At 35.4% G+C, this 22,111-nt stretch carries 17 protein-coding genes; 4 read left to right on the forward strand and 13 right to left on the reverse strand.

Features of this window, described 5'->3' with window-relative positions:
- Positions 1-4: 4 nt before the first annotated feature.
- From ACHZAX_RS12275 to folP, 13 genes are all read right to left on the reverse strand, one after another.
- Positions 5-1,636 (reverse strand): hypothetical protein, encoded by a 1,632-nt coding sequence (locus ACHZAX_RS12275; RefSeq protein WP_320019320.1) that lies wholly within the window; start codon positions 1,634-1,636, stop codon positions 5-7.
- A 372-nt stretch (positions 1,637-2,008) separates the two neighbouring features.
- A complete protein-coding gene (locus tag ACHZAX_RS12280) occupies positions 2,009-3,472 on the reverse strand; it encodes a CsgG/HfaB family protein (protein ID WP_320019321.1) in 1,464 nt (487 codons plus the stop codon).
- A gap of 28 nt (positions 3,473-3,500) precedes the next feature.
- Positions 3,501-3,923, reverse strand: a complete 423-nt coding sequence (locus tag ACHZAX_RS12285) for a curli production assembly/transport component CsgF (protein ID WP_101308292.1) — start codon at positions 3,921-3,923, stop codon at positions 3,501-3,503.
- 17 nt (positions 3,924-3,940) lie between these two features.
- On the reverse strand, positions 3,941-4,411 hold the full coding sequence (locus tag ACHZAX_RS12290; RefSeq protein WP_180327180.1) for a CsgE family curli-type amyloid fiber assembly protein: 471 nt from the start codon (positions 4,409-4,411) through the stop codon (positions 3,941-3,943).
- 217 nt (positions 4,412-4,628) lie between these two features.
- A complete protein-coding gene (locus ACHZAX_RS12295) occupies positions 4,629-5,648 on the reverse strand; it encodes a PorP/SprF family type IX secretion system membrane protein (RefSeq protein WP_101308294.1) in 1,020 nt (339 codons plus the stop codon).
- A gap of 1 nt (position 5,649) precedes the next feature.
- On the reverse strand, positions 5,650-10,413 hold the full coding sequence (locus tag ACHZAX_RS12300; protein WP_320019322.1) for a T9SS type B sorting domain-containing protein: 4,764 nt from the start codon (positions 10,411-10,413) through the stop codon (positions 5,650-5,652).
- A 209-nt stretch (positions 10,414-10,622) separates the two neighbouring features.
- Positions 10,623-10,811 carry a helix-turn-helix domain-containing protein gene (locus tag ACHZAX_RS12305; RefSeq protein ID WP_101308296.1) on the reverse strand — a complete coding sequence of 63 codons (189 nt, stop codon included), beginning with the start codon at positions 10,809-10,811 and terminating at the stop codon, positions 10,623-10,625.
- Positions 10,812-10,971: 160 nt separating this feature from the next.
- Positions 10,972-11,397: a hypothetical protein gene (locus ACHZAX_RS12310; protein WP_101308297.1), complete on the reverse strand. Its 426-nt coding sequence runs from the start codon at positions 11,395-11,397 to the stop codon at positions 10,972-10,974.
- Between the two features lie 351 nt (positions 11,398-11,748).
- Positions 11,749-13,134, reverse strand: coding sequence for a sigma-54-dependent transcriptional regulator (locus tag ACHZAX_RS12315; protein ID WP_320019323.1), 1,386 nt, complete (start codon positions 13,132-13,134; stop codon positions 11,749-11,751).
- A gap of 22 nt (positions 13,135-13,156) precedes the next feature.
- Complete coding sequence (locus tag ACHZAX_RS12320; RefSeq protein ID WP_320019324.1) at positions 13,157-15,625, reverse strand: response regulator; 2,469 nt, start codon at positions 15,623-15,625, stop codon at positions 13,157-13,159.
- Positions 15,626-15,817: 192 nt separating this feature from the next.
- Positions 15,818-16,696, reverse strand: a complete 879-nt coding sequence (locus tag ACHZAX_RS12325; RefSeq protein ID WP_320019325.1) for a TIGR01777 family oxidoreductase — start codon at positions 16,694-16,696, stop codon at positions 15,818-15,820.
- Between the two features lie 10 nt (positions 16,697-16,706).
- Entirely contained in the window at positions 16,707-17,498 is a 792-nt protein-coding gene (cdaA, locus tag ACHZAX_RS12330; protein ID WP_101308301.1) for a diadenylate cyclase CdaA, read from the reverse strand.
- A 52-nt stretch (positions 17,499-17,550) separates the two neighbouring features.
- Positions 17,551-18,426: a dihydropteroate synthase gene (folP, locus tag ACHZAX_RS12335; RefSeq protein WP_320019326.1), complete on the reverse strand. Its 876-nt coding sequence runs from the start codon at positions 18,424-18,426 to the stop codon at positions 17,551-17,553.
- A 99-nt stretch (positions 18,427-18,525) separates the two neighbouring features.
- On the opposite strand from folP, the gene ACHZAX_RS12340 reads away from it, so the two are divergent.
- From ACHZAX_RS12340 to prmA, 4 genes are all read left to right on the forward strand, one after another.
- Positions 18,526-19,068: a DUF1599 domain-containing protein gene (locus ACHZAX_RS12340; RefSeq protein WP_101308303.1), complete on the forward strand. Its 543-nt coding sequence runs from the start codon at positions 18,526-18,528 to the stop codon at positions 19,066-19,068.
- A 15-nt stretch (positions 19,069-19,083) separates the two neighbouring features.
- Positions 19,084-20,337, forward strand: coding sequence for a BT_3928 family protein (locus ACHZAX_RS12345; protein WP_320019327.1), 1,254 nt, complete (start codon positions 19,084-19,086; stop codon positions 20,335-20,337).
- On the forward strand, positions 20,334-21,089 hold the full coding sequence (gene tpiA / locus ACHZAX_RS12350; RefSeq protein WP_101308305.1) for a triose-phosphate isomerase: 756 nt from the start codon (positions 20,334-20,336) through the stop codon (positions 21,087-21,089). The genes ACHZAX_RS12345 and tpiA overlap by 4 nt, the downstream gene beginning before the upstream one ends.
- Before the next feature lie 101 nt (positions 21,090-21,190).
- Complete coding sequence (prmA, locus tag ACHZAX_RS12355) at positions 21,191-22,033, forward strand: 50S ribosomal protein L11 methyltransferase (protein WP_320019328.1); 843 nt, start codon at positions 21,191-21,193, stop codon at positions 22,031-22,033.
- Positions 22,034-22,111 lie beyond the last annotated feature (78 nt).

Consider the following 22,111-nt stretch of genomic DNA (forward strand, 5'->3'; position numbering starts at 1 on the left):
CTAATTAGAAACCATTATATTGACTAACAGTGGCTGAATTTCCATTCCCATATTGAGAAACAAATGAAGAGTGACCATTACCATTTTGGTAAACATTTACGAAATTGTTACTTCCCACTTGTTCTGTATAAGATACATTTTCAGCACCAACCTGAGTTGTAAAAGCTACATTATTTTCACCATACGCCTGAATAGAAACAGCTTCGTTGTCATCACCATACTGCTGAATTAAAGCATAACTGTTATCCACTTCATATTGGCCAATTCCTGCTGCGTTACCATTCCCAACCTGAATAATACCAGCAAAAGTATTACCTGTTGCAAATTGTTCAATATATGCATAGTTTTCGTTACCTATTTGGGCAACACCTGCATAACTTCCTGAGTTTTCTACCTGAAGAATTTCAGCCTCATTGAATTTACCATCCTGTCCAATATATGCATTATTAAATGAACCGTCAATCTGAGTAATTACCGCATCATTTCCTTTTCCATACTGCTCAACTTCAGCGGCATTTAACCAACCATCCAATTGATATACAGAAGCTTCATTCATTCTACCTCTTTGTGTTACTACAGCGGCATTAAACAAACCTCCATCCTGAAGTATTTCAGCATTATTTCTTCTTCCTTTCTGAGAAATCAGACCTTTATTAAAAGCTCCGTCAATCTGTGTAACAGCAGCTTCATTTCCACGTCCTCTTTGATTAATGGCTGCAGAGTTAAAAGCACCACCATCTTGCTCAGTTACTGCAACATTCTTTTTTCCTTGTTGCATAACAGCAGACTTATTAAAAATTCCTCCATTCTGAAAAGCATATGCCTCATTGGACTTGCCGTCCTGATTCACATCAATTTTATTTAAAATCCCACCTACTTGTTTTGTCCATGCAAGGTTATTTTTACCTTTTTGTATAACAACTGAACTATTTCCTGCTCCAAAAAACTGATCAACATATGCGTAATTATTAGATCCAACCTGAGAAATTTCAGCATTATTGCTACGTCCCATAAATTGATTAACAAGACCATTGTTGGCAAATCCCCGTTGAGACACAAGTGCTGAATTTCTAGTTGTAAATGTTTGATAAATATTCGCATTATTCAAAACACCCCATTGACTTATGGCTGCCTTATCATATTGGCCACCTGTTTGCATTACATTAGCCGAATTTAAAGATCCAAACTGGAATACATCAGCAGTCTCATGATAACTTAAAAATTGACTGATAACAGACATGTTGAAAAATCCGAATTGATCTACATCTGCCTTATTGTAACTTCCCCAAAGTTGAGAAATATAAGATGCATTAAATCCTAATTGGTTCACCTCTGCAAGGTTGTAATTTCCAACCTGTAAAGCTTTTGAGAAATTAGTCATGGACTGAGCAGCATAATACTCATTTCCTTCACCATACTGATCTAAAAATGACATATTTAGAAACCCATACTGCTTAACTTCAGCAATGTTACCTTCCCCATTTTGGTAAATGTCATTAATATTTAGAACACCCACTTGCTCTACTGTGGATAAATTGTCATTCCCAACTTGGTTCACGTTGGAATGGTTAACTTGGGCAAATGAAACTACCCCAGTACATAGTACTACTAAAAAGATGAATAAAATCTTTTTCATGGTTTATAAATTTTTAAGGTTTAAAGTGAATAGATCAGGTCTCCCTGATTTAAAAGTTTTACAAATTTGGTTGTTGGTTGATTTTTACTTGATAATTTATGTTTTATCGTTTTAAATTCAATTTAAATGTAAAGAGATCTATTGAGTTTATATTATTAGATTACATCAAACAGCAAATTAATATGATGAATATGATCAAGAATTTGATGAAGGTAACTCAAAGTTTTAAATTCAATACAAATTATTAATTTAAATTAAACAACTACACATAAGCTACTGTTTTGCAAACTATTAAAGACAATAAGCCGAGAAATACACAAATAAAAAAAGGGTCGAATATTTATTCGACCCTGTTAATAACTTGTTACTATTTTATTCAGCAGAAACAGACTGACTCACTGCTTTTTTTTGTACTTTTTCTTTTCTGTTTTTCTTCTTCTTATTTCTATCCCAAATCTTATCAAAATAGAAGTTTAAGCCGATTTTCCCTTCCCAAAAATAATCATTAAAATTTCCTTGTTTTAATCCATCTATATTATCATTAAATATGTAATGATTCAACACAGAGAAATTCAAACCTATATGATCATTAAATAAAAATTCTACACCTGCTCCATATAATGCCTGAGTATATATCGAATTTGAAAGATCAATAGTATATATGGACTTTTCATGTTCTGAAAAAACACCTAAGCCACCTTCAATATAAGGAGTCCAATCTTTATAAGGCAGTAAACGATATTTAGCTGTTAAATCAAGAGAATTATAAGTTTTTTGAAAATAATTTGTAGTTGCAAGATCTCCCCGGCTAAAATTAAGTCCAAACTGCAATGCTGTTTGAGTATCGTACAATAAAGATACTCCAGCCATAGCTTTCATCTCCGTATGCTTATAATCTCCCATATACAACCATGATCCGCCATTAAAGCCTAAACCAAATTTACGGCGGCGCGGAGTAATTAACTGATCAAAGAAATCTGCCCCCTGATTATCCTCTTTTCCTTCAACATATTTTGTTATTACATCTGAATTAACATCTTCCGGATTCTTCAAATCCCAGAGTCCTTCAATAACACCTTCTATAATCAATGACTCAACGGCTTTCTCTATTGCTTCTTTCACAGCCATTTCAGACGGTTCATTATAGGTGAAACCAACCTCAGCCTCAAGCAGACGTTTAAACTTAACATATCGGAAGATACTGGCGTCCAATTTTTGAGAAAGAATCATTTTTGAAGTGTACACAGTCTTTAGAATTCGACCATTACTTGTAGAAATAGCACGAAGATAAACAGTTACTCTGTCTTGCCGGTACTGACCAGAAGCCCCAGCACCAAAATACTTTAATCCAGCACCGCCAGTCAAAACATTGGCATCGTAACTAATAACGCCGCCTTCCAATACCAAACCGGCAAACAAAAGAGGAGGCAATAATTGAGAACTTTCATTTTGACCTGCGTAATTTGCACGGCTTGATCGTATAATTTTTCGCTCATTCAGTAAATTAGATAAGCCTTCTCTTTCAATAGGAATAAACCAACCCGATTCTTCAATTGCTTTTAAGAGTATTGATGTGGTTCCCTGAGTAACCGCTGTCGACCAATTGGCTCCATTATCAGAAGGCTTATATTGTCCGGTCTGATCACGGAATTTATACACTGCCGCAACTATCTTTTCTTTTGGCTCTGGCAAACCAACCAAACTTTTCCTTGCAGGTGTTTCAGCTCCAATTTCGGCTCTTTGCTCACTTAAAGGTTGATTAAAATATGGAACACATCCATTTAAGAGAGGTAGTAAAATTAAAACACTATAGTAGTGGCGTATACATTTAAACATATATAGGGAATTAGCGAATAACTATTTATTAATAACTGGGAATAACAATATTTGTAAAATTTCCATTTGTAATATCACTGACATTCACAGTAACACCACTTGCATCTTCAGAAATATCTACCTTGTAATTCCCAAGATTATACGAACCGGTTTCAAGCTGATTATTGTCTCCAAAAATAGAATTAACCAATTTACTTGATAGTTGATTCAATATTTGTCGGTTCAGGTTATCCTGAAAATCATCCAACGGATCTTTATTTAATGCACTATCAGCATTTGGATCTTCAATTCTATTTTGCTGTGTTGCGGAATTCAATAACCAATTGTAATTGTACTGATCTCCCCCAAAAGATGAATTTATTGGTTTATACACAAAATCCTGAGCCATAGATTCGGTTGGCAATAACAAACTCAGAAAAAACAAGACAAATACTATTTTTATAATATTCATGGTTCACAGTTTAAAGTTCAAAACATTCCCGTTCCCTGTTGATCTTCATCTTCAAGTTGGGCATTCATTTTTTCATAATTATTTAAAAATTGCATCGCCATTTGGTTTGCGTATTGGGACATTTGTTCCAATACTTCATAGCGTGGCTGCACTCTTTGTTTAAATACTTCATTATCATTTACCAAAACAATAATCTGAGTTGCTAAGCCCGGTAAAACCATTTCTTTAATAGTAATGGTGAAATTTTTTGCTTTTTGAGGCGCAACCCAGACGGAAAAAAACATATCATAGAAATCACGTCCTACTTTGGTCATTGTTTCATCCATAACCAAACCATCAACTTCCATCTCGGAACCTACATTTTCATAGGCTGTATTTTTTTCAACAATATCATCAAGTGTTTGTTGAAGAATCTTTAATGTTTTTATTGAGTCACTCACATCTTCAGTTTCCTGTCCCTTCATTTCCGGAAGTGAAACAAAAAACATAAAAAAAAAGATTAATAGTAAAACTCTATAAAAAATTTTCATTTGAATTTCAATAAAATCAATGATTATCACAACATAAATATATCATTTCTAAATTTAATATCATAGCAATACCAAATTCAATAGACTTCTCTTAAGGAATCTTAACTTTTGTTAACCGGTTAATAATAATTAAACTTCAACACTCTATAATTCAATAACATTCAACCTGTTTATTTTAAAATTTCGGACATCGAATTGCACGTATCCTTCTTTTTTTTCTTAAAAAATAAGTTCCGGAACAAGAAGATTTTGCCTTTCCCAATAAATAGCTAAGCGATATCTCGTGAGCTCCTGAATTTGTTTTCACCAAATTAGACACCACATAATCATAGGAATAGCCAATTCTAATTTTATCAGTTTGGTAACCAATCAAAATAATGAATGCATCAAAATCGAAGGAAAGATTATGACGAAACCAAGCACCAACCACCCAGTTATTTCTGGATAAATACATTCCATAATTTATTTGCTCAAAATCCAATTGTCGTTGATACAATATATTTGGGGAAATGGTAAAATTGCTCTTCATTAATCCACGGGAATATCCCATTGGAATATTTGCACCTGCATGCACTGTATATTTACGAGGTAAAACCGCTATATTCTGTTCTGAATTGAATGCCTCATTGGGTTCTGAGAGATGATCAATTACACCTCCAAAATAAAGACTTTTATAATTTACGATGATCCCCATGGAAAAGTCCCAGTACGATTTACTCAAATTATTTGGCTGAACTTCTCTGGAAGGATAAATCACTCCATACAATGGATCTATCATATCTGAAAACACAAATGAACTCCAATCCAATTTTCTTTGAATATAACCAGCCTTGAATCCAACATTCATTGATAAATTTCGATTAATATCCAAGGAGTACGAGTACATTCCCGAGGCAGTTGTTGTTTTAATTGCTCCCTGTCCCTGATTATCCTGAAGAATTAATATTCCCAGTCCGCCATTCATCAAATCAACGAATTGATCGTAAGAAGCACTGTAGGTGACAAAAGGACGATTATTCTGAGGCCACTGATTTCGATAAGACATTCCTAAAGTTGGAACGTACTCTGATCCGGCAAACGCAGGATTAAGATAAAGCCGGTTTGCGTAAAACTGAGAGAACTCAACGTCCTGAGCCTTGACCAATGAAGTCCAAAGCAAACAACAGACAATACAAATAAATCTCCATTTTACCATTTTATCGAATTAAAGAAACATTGCCATCCTGACGGGCTTTCCCATTAACAATCAGGATCCAAACATATACTCCCACATTTGCGTTTTTCCCTTTATAGGTACCATCCCATCCCTGCCCCAAATCAGTAAATGTATAGATTAGTTCTCCCCAACGATTGTATATATACATCTCAATATCTTCACCTGCAATATCACCTGTGATTGATGGTCCAAAAGTATCATTAACACCATTTCCGTCAGGGGTAAAAGCATTTGGAACAAATATCCGATACCTATCGACATAAACCATGATGGAATCCATCCCAACACAACCGTTCATATCTGTATATTCCAAAAAGTACTTTCCTTCTTCGGTAACCGTATAGGTTGAAGCCGTTGTACCGTCCTGCCACAGATAATTGCCTGGTAAAAACCGAATATCTATTGAAGGAGATAATATTTTTGATTCGGTGTAAAATATTGTTGTATCCATTCCTAAATCAAAAAAAGGCCTGTCATGAACGGTAAAATCAATCACCGAGAAATTAACACATCCATTTTCTATTTTAGCGAAATAACTTTCACCGGAACGAAGTGAAATTTTAAGCGGATTTAAGACAGGAATGAGTAAATCAACATCTTCATACCAACTCACTGTAACAGAGGCATCAGGTGTTACCTGATTATCAAGCGCAGTCAGGTTATAATTCACAACCTCTCCTGTTCCCAAAACATCCTCACATAATTCTATACTTAGATTATTTGCTTCCGGCAGTGGATCGACTAAGAAATTTAATCGTCCGGTATTTTCACAAGAACTCGCATTAGTGGCAAGGGCATAATATGAGCTTTGATTAAAGACAGTTACACCCGAAGGATTCGCTACAGGAATATTCAATTGGTCATCTTCGAACCATTGCACATTTGCAGCAGGATCGTTACTCACCTGCAGATTATAATCGGTAAGGTTTATTCCAGACAATGAGGACGATCCAAAACTCTCTTCACAAACTACCTCGTTTACTGTTGAGGTTTGAGGTAATGATAAAATATCAAATGACAGCTCTGCAAAATTCTCGCAGACACCATTCCAAACTCTGGCGTAATATACATCTCCGTCCGAAACAAGAACATTTCGAGTATTTAAAACAGCATTGGAATAAGTTGCTTCATAATACCAAATAATAGTACTGCTTACTGATGTTGTAATGTCAGAATAGTAATTATTCAAATTCTCTCCTCTCACCTGCCCGGAATTGAAACTATCTTCGCATAACAAGACCTGATGGTTTTGAGCATCAGGCAACGAATTGATTGTAAAATCAATTCTTCCAACATTACTCTCCGCGCCAAAACTTACGCGAACAAAAAAACTATCTCCGTTAGAAATGGCTGCGTTCATAGGATTTGGAACCGGCAAACTCAAGGCCATATCAAAAAACCATTCTTTAACTGTTCCCGGATCATTGTTTACTGCCGGCTCTAATTTTGAAAGATCGTAAGATGTCAATGAACCACTTCCCGATACATCTTCACATAACTCAACCTGCAAATCATTTGCTTCGGGCAGATTTCGAACAGTAAATGTTAAAACTGCAGAGTTTTGACAACTGCCATCATCTACCAAGGCATAATAACTGTCTCCTGTTGTTACATTTACATTATCAGGAGTTAATACAGAAATTGTATGCAAAGCATCTTCATACCACGATATTGAATTGCTTGAAATAATTGAATTATAAGCCAATAAATTTATCCCTGTTGCCAGACCTGTTCCAAAAGTATCTTCCCAAACCTCAACAGTTTGATTGACAGCACCGGGTAATGAATTAACGGTATAAGTAACGGCGGCAACATTCGTATTAAAGGCATCGCTTACTGATGCAAAAAAACGATCGCCATTTGCAGCAATTACATTTGCAGGGTCAGGAATTGCATTCGTTGGTAATCCATTGGGTTCTGTTGGCCAATCACTATACCATGCAAAAGCATCTCCATTCCCTTCATTAATCTGATTTTCAAACAAACTTAAATCAACCAAAGCATTGCCTGTTCCCGCAACATCTTCACAAACAACGGGAAATACATTTCTGGCAATTGGTGTGTTAACCACTGAAAAATCAACAGTTGCAACATTCGAACAAACTCCGTTTGATACAAGGACATAAAAAACATCACCATCCGCAACATCTTGATTTGTTGGATCAGGAACCAAATTTGTAAGACCAGCATCTAAGTACCAATCAATTGAGTTTGATTGCCCGCCAAGTATCATATTATTGTGAAAACTTAAATCTACGCCAAGAGAAATCATAGATCCGGGCACATCTTCAAATTCAACAACACTTTGGTTATTCGCAATTGGTGAGGAAAGAACCGTATAGATAACTGTGGCCGTATTCGACTCACCGGCACTTTGAACCAAAACATAAAACACTTGCCCGTTGGTTACACTTACATTTGAAGGGGTTGTCACAGGAGTTAACAATGCTGCATCGGTAAACCAACTGACACTACTGGTTGTTCCCCCGTTAATGGCACCATTAAGCAACAATAAATCAATATTAGATGCAATTCCACCTCCAAACACATCCTCGCACACATCTATATTTAAATCATTTGCAATTGGCGATGATCGTACTGTGAACTTGATACTTCCACGATTTAAACATGATCCATTGTCAATATATGCGTAAAAAACATCCTGATCATTCACAACAAGGTTAGTTGTATTTACAATTGGATTTGTTAATGCTGCATCAAAATACCATACGATATTATTTGATCCCGCAACCTGTATATTATAGGATGTTAAATCAACACCTGAAGCTGTTCCTGAACCAAAACTATCTTCCCAAATTTGAACTGAAACATCATTCCCCACAGGAAGTGTTTCGATAGTGTAAGTAACAGTGGCAACACTTGTCTCGGTACCTGTTGATACCTGAGCATAAAACACTTCTCCATTGGAAACTATCCTATTGTTAGGATTTATTACCGGCTGTGTTAAAGCAAGATCGTGGAACCATGTTACTGTGAAACCATTATTATTTGTGATTGCTGCTTCGAGCAATGTTAAGTCGATATTGGAAACAATACCCGTATTATAATTGTCCTCACATAGAGTAATATTTTGATCCAAAGCTTTCGGCAAAGTGTTCACCGTATAAGTTACCACAGCAACATTACTGCAAAAACCATCATTCACCTCAACCCAGAATTGTTGTCCGTTGGTAACGGTTACATTGGTGGCATCAGGCACAACCGATGTTAGGGTGACATCAGAATACCATGTAAAAGTTGATCCTGCCACACTATTTACAGCAGTTTCCAAAATAGTCAAATCTACACCTGTTGCTATTCCCGTGCCTTGAACACCTTCCCAAACAGATTGCGATTGATTATTAACTATTGGCAAAGAACGTATTGCTACAGCTTGAGTAACATTATCTGTTCCTCCTGAAATCAGACTAACTTCTAAATTAACATTGTAAGTGTTTGCTGTTCCGTAAATATGATTTACTGTGAAAGGACTGATATTAGAAGTTAATACAGTTCCATCGCCAAAATTCCAGGTTGCACTTGAAATATTTGTCAGATCGGAACTGATTGTAAACTCAGTATTGTCTCCCCTACAGTCAAACTGATAGGCAAACTCAAGAGTGAAAATACTAGTCACAAAATTTGGCAAACCTAACCGACATCTTCTTCCAGATAAATTTTTCGAATCAGCAACAAAATTTGCTCCAGCCCCAGCTACATCCGGATTATTAATCACATCCAGATTAAGACTTCCGGTTGTTCCGTCCGTATTGGTTTTGGCCATGTAAATTCTATTATCCGGAGCTAATTGCAATGCACCATACAACCACGATCCGTTTCCGATAATTTGAGCAGATCCGTTTATAGTGGCCTGATTATTAGATGAAATATTAAACTGATACAAATTGCCACCTAAGAATGAACTTAGATATAAAAATTCCCCCGAAGGAGAAAACTCAATACCATAAGGAGTGCTGTAATTATTCAGCTGAATTGGATTTGAAACAACTCCTGAGGCAGTATTGAAATCGAACAACTCAGCCCGATCCTGAGTATAGATTGCAACAGCCAATTTCGATCCGCCAGGAGAAGTTTTCATATATCCAATAGCAGATTTCCGATCACTATTATGCCGTACTCCAACCGTACTGATTACAGGAGTTGAAATACCTGTGGCTGTAAATTGATAAGCATAAAAATCACGACTGTCCCATGGATGCATAAGAACCCAAAAATCAGTACCATTAGCATGTTTCACCGCGGTTACTTTTTCGCAAACCTCACTGCCATACAATACCGTATTTTTAACTGTTACAGCTCCAAGTCCACCATTTTGCGACAAATCAACAATCGAGTAATTTAAACCATTTCGAAGAGCATTTTGATGAGCATCAACAGTAAATATATAATAGAGTATCGCACTTCCCGGCTGCTGCACAATTATTGAAGATTGGGTTGCTGAAGAATTGCCATCCAAACCTGTTCCATTAGCCATTACTGCATGGGTTTTATTATACACAGTAACTCCATCTGTATAAAATAACAGGTCTCCTTGCGCAGTACAAACAGTTGAACAACCTTCCTCTGTATTTAAACTACCATCAGTTAACGCAACGGAAGGGGTTACATTGAAATCCAAACCTGCATTTTCACCAAAATACCATATCCCAGCCTGTCCCTGACCAAATGCTAAATTTGAAGACAAAAAGAGATAAAAAAGCACTATTCGAAATACAGATTTCATACTTGACTGATATTAAAAAATGGAAAGCAAACAAGCTGTTTAAAATTGCTTAAACCCTGATGTTCTACCACTTACATGCAATTTACAAAATATATCCAATCAATTAATCAGATGCTGATTGTAATTAAATAAAAATCAGGTAATCCTTCCATGAGTCATGAATAATTACCTGATTATTAATATTAGTTAAACGGCATTGGTCAAAAAAATTAACTAAGGCCTAAGTAATCAAAGAGTTTTGACTTAACTGTTGTAGTCAATGGTCGTTTTCCATTAAGAATATAAGACAAATACACATCTGTTACACCAATAATCTTGGCAACTTTCTTCTTCTTGTCATCAAGGATTCTGAGTCTGTCTTTAATTCTAACTAAATCATCCTGAACTTCCTGCTTCATAACTTCAGTTTTATAATTTAACAATTGAGATTAAGGTTTCTTTTTTTTAATTTGAACCGGAAGCAAATGAAAGTTTCATTTGCTTCCGAGATTCAAATTCAATTTTTGTAAATTTTTAATCAATCTACATGGTTGGTTGAAAAGTGAATAGAGCAAAATATCAGTTCGGACTATAATCAAGACCGGAACCAATAGCTTTTTTTAAGTCGAATAAACGAAGTTGCTTCTGCAGCAGTTCGTAATTCATATAGAGTGCTTTTCGGTTTTCCAATTTGGAATTCTGTTCCTCACGGTCAACCGTAATCACAACTTTGGTTTCCTTAAAATTATCATTAATGTATTTTAGCATATCCGAATTGGATAAAGCCTTCAACGGCAAAATTACCAAATCAATTGTCGTCTGATTTAAAATAATTTCCATCTCGACCGGATCATCAGCAAAATACGCTCTGGCATCTAAGCTCTGAATGTATTCTTTCAGCTCATCAATAAGTGATCTATTTTCTTTGACAAAAAGGATATTCATAGGTTCATCTGATGAAGGAATAATTTTCAATAAGTTGCCTTCCAATATTAACAAATCCATACACTAATAATTGATAATAACATACTTCCTTTATCAATCGACATACCACAAAACATATATATCTAAAATACAGATAGTTACATTAATAACAATTATTAATCTGTATTGAAAAAATTATCCGTTTACGGATATATATGTTTAAGAAAAGTAAAACCATCACCTTAACTGCCTGATCTACTTGCAAACAAGTCATTTTTCAATATTTTATCCATTATCGGATACAATAAAAATCGGATACAATAGGAAACCTGAAAAATCTTGATTCTATATGCCTTTACTAAAAAATAGAGCTAATCGTGAATGCAACTCACCAATTTTGGAGGAAAAAAAATATCTGATCGGAATCAGATATTAAACTTCAATTTTATATTTTTTTATTCGCCTATCGAGAGATTGCCAGGTAATATTTAGGAGGTCGGCAGCTTTAGATTTATTATTATTGGATCTTTCCAGTGCTTTACGGATACAATCCATTTCAACCAATTCCAGATCCAGATTTTCATCAGTAGAAAAATCGATTCTTCGTTTTTCTTCTTTCGGGTGGGTAAGTTGGAAATGCGATAAGCTTAATCGATTTGCATCACAAATAATAACAGCTCGTTCCACCATGTTTTTTAGTTCCCGCACGTTGCCAGGAAATTCATAAGCAAGTAATCGCCTAATAACGGCACCATCAATCTCGCTAATGCTTTTCCCCATTACACGGTTAAAGTATTTCACAAAATAATCCAGAAGTAAGGGAATATCTTCTTTTCTGTTTCGCAAAGGCTCTAAATGGATAATAAAAGAACTGATTCGGTGATACAGATCCAAACGAAATCCTTTTTCGGAATGAAGTCCTTCAATGTTTTGATTCGTGGCTGCAATAATTCTTGTGTCAAATGGAATTTCGATATTAGAACCAACTTTCATGATTTTCCGATCTTCTAAAACCCTTAAAAATTTGGTTTGAAGATTAAGTTGCATGTCACCAATTTCATCCAAAAAAAGAGTTCCTTTATTAGCAGCTTCAAACCATCCTACTTTAGATGCGGAAGCTCCGGTAAACGCTCCTTTGGTGTGTCCGAAAAATTCACTTTCAAAAAGTGACTCCGGAATAGCACTGCAGTTTACGGCATAAAAATAATTTTCCTTTCTACTGCTCAGATAATGAATAGCTCTGGCAACTAACTCTTTACCCGTTCCACTTTCACCTGTTATGAGCACCGAAGTATTCTCAGTTTTAGCAACTTTCCCAATAAGATTAATTAAATTCTTCATCTGAGGACTATCTCCGATAATTTCATATCCCATAGCCTTGTAAAACTCTTCTGAAATTATAGAGTAGTTTCGTTTAACCTCTACTAAACTTTTCTTTAGGTGAACAAACTTTTTGGTTCGTTCGATTGCACTTTCGACATCACGCAGACGAAAAGGTTTTGTGAAAAAATCTGAGGCTCCCAAACGCATCGAATGAATAACAGAATCCATCTCACTGTATCCGCTAATCATAATCACTTCAATTTCAGGAAAATCGTGCTTCACTTTTTCCAGAACATCCAAGCCATTCATCTCAGGTAAATTAATATCAATAATGGCTATATGGATCTCGTTCTTATCCATAATATTGAACGCTTCTGACGGGCTTTCTGCTTTAAATATTCTAAAATTAGGATCATTTAAAAATTCCTCCAATTCATCACGAACCAGCTTCTCATCATCTAAAATCAATATTCTTAAATTACTTATAGACACCATACTAAGCAGACTTTACTGATGATTAATTATTTTCAAATTTGATTGCTTTTTTTGAATTCTCGAATTCAAAAGGCAATATCAATTTCATTTCCGTGAATTCGTTCTTTTTACTGCTAACTGAAATTTGCCCATTCATCTTCTGCACAATTCCTTTGCTAATATACAACCCGAGTCCTGAGCCAATACCTGATTGTTTGGTCGTAAAAAATGGTTCGAAAATATAATTGAGGTTATCCGGATCGATTCCACAGCCATTATCTTTAATTGCTATTACTACAGTTTTATCCACTAATTCAGCAGTAATTTTTATCCATTCAACTTTTTTCTTTGCATCTGAAGATTGTTGTTTGTACTCAATAGATTCGTAAGCATTGTTTAATATATCAACAATAACCTTCTGAAACTTATACTTATTACCTGTTACGTATAAATCATCAGAACATGCATCAAACGAAACCTCAACAGTTCGTGTCTTATATTGTTTCTTAATCAGGTTTAAAGAATCATGAACTAGACTTTTCACATCAATTAGCTCCTGCGTATTTTCCTTTTGAGAAGAGTTATAAATGCCAATTTGAGACAAATACTTCTTGATGCGGTCGATGTCTGCAAATACCTGCGAACATTTTTCCCGGATGTACCCCTCGTCAATATTATTCGTCGATAAACGCAAAAGAATATTATCCATAATCATCGAAATTCCAGTTAAGGGCTGATTGATCTCATTCACCATTGAGCCTGCCATTTTTCCAAGGGATTCAAGCTCCGATTTCTTCAATAATAACTGACGATGAAAATCATTGATTCTAAGCTCTTGTTCAACTTTCTCTTTTAGCTTATTGGTTTTATCTTCAAATTCCTGCTCCTGTCGCTTCAAACCGGTTATAATATCCTTATAATCAAAAGAATTATTTTCAACTTCACCATTTGTAACTATTTCCATCATTATGCCACGCACACCTTTTTCATTATTTACCAAGGTTGAATGAGCTGCTAAAACAATTCGTTTCAGTGAATGTTTTTTGGTAACAATTGACAATAATTCAAACACAAAGCCTTTTTTAGAACTCGACAGATTCAATATCTTCTTAATTCTCTTAGTGTCCTCCCCCTTAAAAAACTGTGTAAATTCCATTCCCTTAGAGTCTTTTAGCGCTTTACACTCCAGGAATTTACATGCGTAATCATTCAAATAGCTGATTTGATTTTTTGCATTCAACTCAAAAATGGCCTTGTCACTGTACGCATCATTTTCAAGACTTAAACTCTCTTTAAATGTCAACTCCAAAGCTTTCTTCTGAGAAATATCCGAAACAAGACCATACAGATGAAATATGTCCTCTGCTTCACGGTATTCACTGTACATCTCAATTTTGAAATGTTTAACCTCTCCGCTGTTATAAATATATCGATGTTCAAATTCAATTTTTTGATTTTTTTCAGGAAGATTTAAAAGCATGCGTTCAATTGCCTCCTTATCATCAATATGGGTTTTCAACTTAATTTCCTCAAAAATATTTTCTTTATCAATTGAAGAAATATCATAGAGTCGTAAAAATTCATCTGAACCACGAATAATTTTAGAATAGGAATCCCATTCAAAACTTCCTATTTTGGCTTTCTTTTGAATCTTTCTTAAAACACTTTCTTTCTTAACTAATGTATCTTTTAATTGTTTCCGTTCCGAAACATCACGGCCAATTGCCAAATAGTGCGTATCATCAAATTCTATCTCCTTAAAAACAGTCCATTCCAGGCAAACATTATTTCCAGCAGAATTGACGATATGACCTTCAAAAGTTGTGAATTTATTCTTGCCATTCAGCTTCTTAATTCCTTGAGTCAATTGCTCCTGCAAAACTAAATTAACAGAAGCCAAAGAATCTCTGGAAATTCCATCCAAGGTATAATTGAAAAAATCTGTAAATGCCTTGTTCGCAAATTCCACCCTATGGAGACTATCCATTTTCAAAATGAGTTCCGATTGTCCTTCCAAAATAGATCGGTAATTGGATGCAAGGTTTCGTAAACGTCCCTCCAACAAATCCTTCTCGTTAAGAGCTACAGTCAACTTCTTATTCTGAGATTCAATCAATCTCCGGTTTTTATATAGTTCCAAAAAGATATTGATCTTATTAATTAAGATCGTATTATCAAATGGTTTCATAATAAAATCAACACCACCGCATTCATAAGCCTTTGATTCACTTTGTTTATCCAAAAATATTGCTGTTAAAAAAATAATCGGAGTTGATTTATTCACATAACCACTTCTAATTTTTTGAGCAAGTAAAAACCCATCCATCTGTGGCATTTGAACGTCGAGAATGATAAGAGCATACTCCTTATTCTCGATATCCTGTAAAGCTTTTATTGGTGATTGAATTAACTCTAAACCAACATGTAACTTCCCTAACAAGGCTTTTAGTAATTCCAAGTTTTCAGCACGGTCATCAACAATCAATAATTGGGGAGTAAAATCCAATTCCATAGGTTTCGAGTTAGTGGTTTACACACTTTAAAAAGAAAAAAAATACCCTTACAGGGCACTATTTATTTCATACTAAGGTTGTTTAATCAAAATTAAAACTAATGCATCACAAAATCAACCCCTTTATGATAAAAGGTAACTTAATTTCCTTAGGAATACATATAACAGCGACTAACTATCCGAAAACGGCTATTAAGAATTTGATGATTTATGACTTGAAAATGAATTAAGAGTCGCACGTAAAGTTTGAAAAACAAACTGAAACCCAGCATTTAAAAGACGTTCAGGCACAACTCGCTGGCCTGAAAGAAGAACATTTGCACCTTCCCCAAAAAGGACTCTGAGAATTAATACAGGAACATGGAAAAATGCAGGTCTATTTAAAAAAGCACTAAGTGCTTTGGTATAGTCCCGATTCGTAATTAATTCAGGTGCAATTAAATTGTAAGCCCCTTCCATTTCCTTATTTAAAATAACATAAGAATAGGCATTCATAAGATCTTTTATATGAATAAACGGAAATGCCTGACTTCCATTTCCCAATTTACCGCCTAAGGCATAGCGAAAAATAGGCAGAACTTTTGCGAAAGCTCCTCCTTTGTCGCTCAAAACAACACCTAATCTAAAAATAACAGTTCGAACACCTTGCCTTTTTATCTCATTAGCAGCATTTTCCCAATCAATACAAAGTTCACCCAAGAAATCATCCGAAAAATTTTTACTATACTCGTTGTGTGTATGTTTGTTGTCGTAAATACCAACTGCTGAAGTTGAAATGAATAGCTTTGGTTTAATTTCCATCAAAGCAATAGCACAATTAAGATTTTTAGTTGTAGTAATCCGGCTATTGCGCAGAACCTGTTTATTTTTGGAATTCCACCTGCAAAGTACAGGGGCGCCGGAAAGGTGAATTATGACTTCACAATACTTAATAAATTCGGAAAGATCCTGAACATTACCATAAAGAAGTTTTCTTGGAATCAAAAGAATATCAGCATTTAAATCTCCTGCCAATTTTTCTGTTAGATGAGTACCAATCAAACCAGATCCTCCGGTAATTCCAATTTTCATTTCTTTGGTTTTAAATGATAAAACTTGAAAAATCGCCTTCCAAAAATGTTCGTAATTCGTTTGTCGTAATCCTTACCTTAATATTTCCTCCCATAATATAGGAGATATTTCCAGTTTCCTCGGAAACCGTAATTACATGAGAGTCGGTCGCCTGAGTCATTCCAATCGCCGCCCGATGTCTTAATCCGAGGCTGCCCGGAATATTCGTATCATCCGTAACAGGCAATATGCAGCGTGCAGCAAGTATTCTGCTATTTGACCAAATCACAGCACCATCATGAAGAGGTGAATTCTTAAAAAATATGGTTTCCAAGAGGTTTTTAGATACTCTTGCTTTTAAAATTTGTCCTGTATCTGCATAACTTTGCAAATCCATGTTTTTTGCGATTACAATCAGAGCACCCGTTTTCGTTTTTGACATGTGTTCACATGCGCTAACGACTGATCTGATTTCAATATCCGGAATTCCTCTTTCATCAAGAGCGAACCAATTATTCAATGTAAATTTTTGACTTAAGTTGTATTTAGTTCCAAGTAAAAGAAAAAATCTCCTGATTTCTGGTTGAAATACAACAATTAATGCAATTACACCAACCCCCATAAACTGACCAAGAATACCACTTAACAATTCCATGTTAAGTGCCCGAACCAACAACCACATTAGGTAAAAAAGAGACAACCCAACAAATATGTTGATGGCAACAGTCCCCTTAATTAACATGTAAATCTGGTAAAGCAGGAAGGCTACAAGTAATATATCAAGAATATCAAAAAGTCCAAGTGTAATAAATGCTGTGGTCATTCTTTTCTATTAAATTCAGTATGTTAACAAAATTACAATTTTATTGGACATATTACTGCAATGAGGATTTGATCTTTGAATACAGCTTTACGCATTCAACAGCTTCTTTCACATCGTGTACTCTTAGAATATTTGCTCCCTGATCCAATGCCATCATATTCAACGCAGTAGTGCCATTTAAACTCGTAGATGGATCCCCACCTAAAAATTTATAAATCATCGACTTACGAGACACTCCAATCAATATTGGCAAGTCAAGCTGATTAAATTCCTGTAAATTAGCTATAATTTCATAATTGTGATCCAATGTTTTCCCAAATCCAAATCCGGGATCAATAATAATATCTTTGGCTCCAAATTCATTCAGTCTTTTAATCTGCAATCGAAAAAAAGCAAGCATGTCATTCATTAAATGATGATAAACCGGATTTTGCTGCATTGTTTGGGGCGTTCCCTTGATATGCATCATGATATATGGAACTTTTAATTCGCCAATAACCGAGAACATTTTATCATCCATGGTTCCTCCTGAGATATCATTAATAATGCAGGCTCCAAAATCGGCGACAATTCTTTTAGCTACTTCGGCTCTAAATGTATCGATAGATAATATCGCATCGGGGAATTCCTTTCGAATACATTCTACTGCCGGAATCAATCTGAGAATTTCCTGCTCAGCTGAAACATCTGCAGCACCAGGACGAGTAGAGTAAGCCCCAAGATCAATAATTTCAGCTCCTTCGGACAGAATTTGCTCGCTTCGTTTCAAAATGGCTGCTTTATTAAGATAAGAACCTCCATCATAAAATGAGTCGGGAGTCAGATTCAGAATCCCCATAACCAAAGGCTTTTCAAAATTTATTGACCGATCCCCGCACTTAATAGAAAGATTATCGCTGTTAAAACAATTTGTTTTGTAATTTTGCATCACCGTTTTTTTTGAACAAATTTCGAAGCAAAAGTAAAATAAAATACCATGTCTTAAGCTATTTTCTTACTTTTACAAAGGAAATTTCTAACACTAATTATGAATAAAACAGACCAACAGTACAATTCGATTATTAAAATCTGTACGGATATCTTCACAAAAAAAATGCACGATTACGGAACCGCCTGGAGAATTCTTCGCCCAAGTTCCATAACCGATCAAATATACATTAAAGCACAGCGAATAAGAAGTCTTGAGACCAAAGGAGTAAGCAAGATCGAGGATAATATTCGGGATGAGTTTATCGGAATTGTAAACTATGCCGTCATGGGTATTATACAACTGAAACTTGGCCCCTCAGAAAATGAACTCCCTAATGAAAAAGCTCTTGAGTTGTATTCAAAATATTTTGCTGAGGCTAAAGAATTAATGGAAGCCAAAAATCACGATTATGATGAAGCATGGCGAAGTATGAGGGTAAGCTCTTATACCGACTTGATCCTGATGAAAATTAACAGAACCAAACAAATTGAAGATCTTCGGGGAAAAACATTAATATCGGAAGGTATTGATGCCAACTATTTCGATATGATTAACTATGCAGTTTTTGGTTTAATTAAAATTGAGTTCGAAAACGCCTGATAAGATTGCTGAATTATGAGAATATTACAATTTGTTAGTCGTCTTTTTGTTGGTCTAATTTTTATCTTCTCCGGATTTGTAAAAGCTGTTGACCCAATGGGATCAACCTTCAAATTCACAGATTATTTTTTGGCCTTTGGCATGGATGCTTTAAAGGAGACTGCATTTCCTCTTGCAATTCTTTTATCTGCTCTCGAATTTACCGTTGGAATGGCCTTGATTTTCAACAGTAGAAAAAATATTACTGCATGGTTGGCACTCCTGTTTATGCTTTTTTTCACACCTCTTACATTTGTTTTAGCAATTAGTAATCCGGTAACCGACTGCGGATGTTTTGGAGATGCGTTGGTTCTTAGCAATTGGGAAACTTTCTGGAAAAACATTGTAATTCTTGCTTTCACTTTAGTGATCTTTTTGAGGAGGAAAAAAGATGAAAATCAGCATCCGGTTTGGGAACAAAATTTACTGGTTGGATTCGCCCTTGCTGTTTCCATATGGATCTCAACCTACTCATATCGTCATTTGCCTCTTATCGATTTTAGACCGTATCATATTGGCGCCAATATTTCTGATGGAATGAAAATTCCGGAAGGAGCTCCTGCTGACGAATACCGAAGTCTTTTTAAATATGAAAAAAATGGCGTAGTAAAGGAGTTTGACGAAACCAATTATCCCTGGCAGGATACAACCTGGAAATATGTAGATTCTGAACAAATAAAAATAAAAGAAGGATACACTCCTCCGATTCATGATTTTTCAATCTCGAATGAGACAGAAGGAGACATTACCAATATGGTTTTATCCGACAATGGATATACATTCCTTTTGGTTTCGAAAAATCTTAGTGAAATCAACGAAAGTGCTTTACTAAAAATTAAAGAACTTGCATTTTACGCTCTTGAAAACAACATACAGTTTATTGGCCTGACTGCTTCGGGTGAAGATGCTATGCAAAACTTTAAAACTACTAATGAATTGCCCTTTGAATTTTACAATAACGATGAAATTCAATTAAAAACAATCATTCGTTCGAATCCAGGTTTGCTTTTACTTAAAAAAGGAACTATTCTTGACAAATGGCATTTTAGAGATTTTCCTGAAGCAAATCAACTTCAAGGTGATCTTGCGGCCTACTCTATTACAAAACATCAAACACTAAATATCAATCTATTAATTATTAGTATTACATCAACTTTGCTATTGCTTCTTGTTCTTTTCTGTTTGATAAGAATTCGATTTGCAGAAGCAAAAAACAGATTACGATTATGAGAAAGAAAATTGTTGCAGGAAACTGGAAAATGAACAATACACTTGAAGAAGGTATTGTATTGGCGGGACAAATCAATGATTTAGTTGAAAAGACTGAGCTTAATGGTGTAGATGTTGTTATTGGTACTCCTTTTATTCACCTAACTGAAGTAAATAAACTTGTTAGTGGTAAAATTGGTGTTGCTGCTCAAAACTGTGCAGATGAAGTTAGCGGAGCTTATACCGGAGAGATTTCGGCTTCGATGATTAAATCAACCGGCAGTAAATACGTAATTCTAGGTCATTCGGAACGCAGAGAATACTATGGCGAAACCAGTGAGAAGTTAGTTAAAAAGGTAGCTCTAAGTCTTGCTAACGGTTTAACTCCAATTTTCTGTTTTGGTGAGGTTTTGGAAGAACGTCAGTCAGAAAAGCATTTTGATGTTGTAAAAAGCCAGATTGCAGAAGGATTATTCCATTTATCAGCAGAAGAATTTGGAAAAATTGTTTTGGCTTACGAACCAGTTTGGGCTATTGGAACAGGTGTAACTGCTTCTTCAGCTCAGGCACAGGAAATGCACGCATTTATCCGTCAGACTTTGGTTGCTCAATACGGACAAGAAGTTGCAGACAATACATCTATCCTTTACGGAGGAAGTTGTAAACCTTCCAATGCTAAAGAATTATTCGAAAACCCTGATGTAGACGGAGGTTTAATTGGCGGAGCTTCTCTTAATGCAGAAGATTTCATGGGAATTATTACCGCTTTTTAATAGCGTAAACACATATAATTAAAGCCGATACACTTGTGTCGGCTTTTGTTTTTTGATCAGGATTAAATTAACTTGTTGCCTTATATTATTAGACAAATAAAATGGATTATATCGAACTGAAATGTCAGATCCAACCTTTCTCGGAAGAAATTGCAGAAATATTAATTGCAGAACTTGGCGAATTGGATTACGAGAGTTTTACACAAAGTGAAGATGCTGTTGAAGCATACATACAGGCGCCTCTGTTTGATATGAAAGAGGTAGAGCAACTTAGCATTAATCAGTTGCCGAATGCTCCTTTTAAATTGAGCTACTCGAACAAAACAATTGAATCTCAGGATTGGAATGCGCTTTGGGAATCCAATTTCAGTCCGGTTATCATCTCAGATCAGGTAGTGATCAGAGCCTCTTTCCATACCGACACTCCAAAAGTTCCTTACGATATTGTAATTGATCCAAAAATGTCGTTTGGAACAGGACACCACTCTACCACTTCGTTAATGGTTCAGAGTATTCTTGAATTGGATCTGGACGGAAAATCAGTCTTGGATATGGGCTGTGGTACCAGTCTGCTTGCAATTTTGGCATCGAAACGAAACGCTGAAAAAGTAGATGCAATTGACATCGACGAATGGCCTTATACCAACTCACTGGAAAATATCAAAAACAATAAGGCTGATAATGTATCCGTTTTTTTGGGTGATGCCACTTTATTGGAAGGAAAACAATATGATGTTGTTTTGGCCAACATTAACAGAAATATCTTGCTTAATGACATGAAACATTACGTTACCTGTCTTCCGCAAAACGGAGAATTGGTGATGAGTGGATTCTATACCGAAGATTTAAAATACATTAAAGAGGAAGCTGAAAAAAACAACATGGAATACATCAGCCACAAAGTGGATCTGAATTGGGTTGCTGTTCGTTTCATAAAAAAGTAAAACACACTATTTTTGCCGGTATCTGCTATTCTATAAAGAAGACAGAGAACCGGCGTTTTACTTTCCAGATCCCATCAA

The organism is Labilibaculum manganireducens (assembly GCF_963665805.2).
Taxonomy (GTDB): Bacteria; Bacteroidota; Bacteroidia; order Bacteroidales; family Marinifilaceae; genus Labilibaculum; species Labilibaculum manganireducens.

What these genes read in the sequence shown, in the direction of transcription:
- ACHZAX_RS12280 (WP_320019321.1), bottom strand. Translation starts at nt 3,472, where the DNA reads ATGTTTAAATGTATACGCCACTACTATAGTGTTTTAATTTTACTACCT.
- cdaA (WP_101308301.1), bottom strand. Translation starts at nt 17,498, where the DNA reads ATGACCACAGCATTTATTACACTTGGACTTTTTGATATTCTTGATATA.
- prmA (WP_320019328.1), top strand. Translation starts at nt 21,191, where the DNA reads ATGGATTATATCGAACTGAAATGTCAGATCCAACCTTTCTCGGAAGAA.
- ACHZAX_RS12345 (WP_320019327.1), top strand. Translation starts at nt 19,084, where the DNA reads ATGAGAATATTACAATTTGTTAGTCGTCTTTTTGTTGGTCTAATTTTT.
- ACHZAX_RS12305 (WP_101308296.1), bottom strand. Translation starts at nt 10,811, where the DNA reads ATGAAGCAGGAAGTTCAGGATGATTTAGTTAGAATTAAAGACAGACTC.
- ACHZAX_RS12340 (WP_101308303.1), top strand. Translation starts at nt 18,526, where the DNA reads ATGAATAAAACAGACCAACAGTACAATTCGATTATTAAAATCTGTACG.
- ACHZAX_RS12285 (WP_101308292.1), bottom strand. Translation starts at nt 3,923, where the DNA reads ATGAATATTATAAAAATAGTATTTGTCTTGTTTTTTCTGAGTTTGTTA.
- ACHZAX_RS12275 (WP_320019320.1), bottom strand. Translation starts at nt 1,636, where the DNA reads ATGAAAAAGATTTTATTCATCTTTTTAGTAGTACTATGTACTGGGGTA.
- ACHZAX_RS12290 (WP_180327180.1), bottom strand. Translation starts at nt 4,411, where the DNA reads ATGTTTTTTGTTTCACTTCCGGAAATGAAGGGACAGGAAACTGAAGAT.
- ACHZAX_RS12310 (WP_101308297.1), bottom strand. Translation starts at nt 11,397, where the DNA reads ATGGATTTGTTAATATTGGAAGGCAACTTATTGAAAATTATTCCTTCA.
- ACHZAX_RS12320 (WP_320019324.1), bottom strand. Translation starts at nt 15,625, where the DNA reads ATGGAATTGGATTTTACTCCCCAATTATTGATTGTTGATGACCGTGCT.
- ACHZAX_RS12295 (WP_101308294.1), bottom strand. Translation starts at nt 5,648, where the DNA reads ATGGTAAAATGGAGATTTATTTGTATTGTCTGTTGTTTGCTTTGGACT.
- folP (WP_320019326.1), bottom strand. Translation starts at nt 18,426, where the DNA reads ATGCAAAATTACAAAACAAATTGTTTTAACAGCGATAATCTTTCTATT.
- ACHZAX_RS12325 (WP_320019325.1), bottom strand. Translation starts at nt 16,696, where the DNA reads ATGAAAATTGGAATTACCGGAGGATCTGGTTTGATTGGTACTCATCTA.
- tpiA (WP_101308305.1), top strand. Translation starts at nt 20,334, where the DNA reads ATGAGAAAGAAAATTGTTGCAGGAAACTGGAAAATGAACAATACACTT.
- ACHZAX_RS12300 (WP_320019322.1), bottom strand. Translation starts at nt 10,413, where the DNA reads ATGAAATCTGTATTTCGAATAGTGCTTTTTTATCTCTTTTTGTCTTCA.
- ACHZAX_RS12315 (WP_320019323.1), bottom strand. Translation starts at nt 13,134, where the DNA reads ATGGTGTCTATAAGTAATTTAAGAATATTGATTTTAGATGATGAGAAG.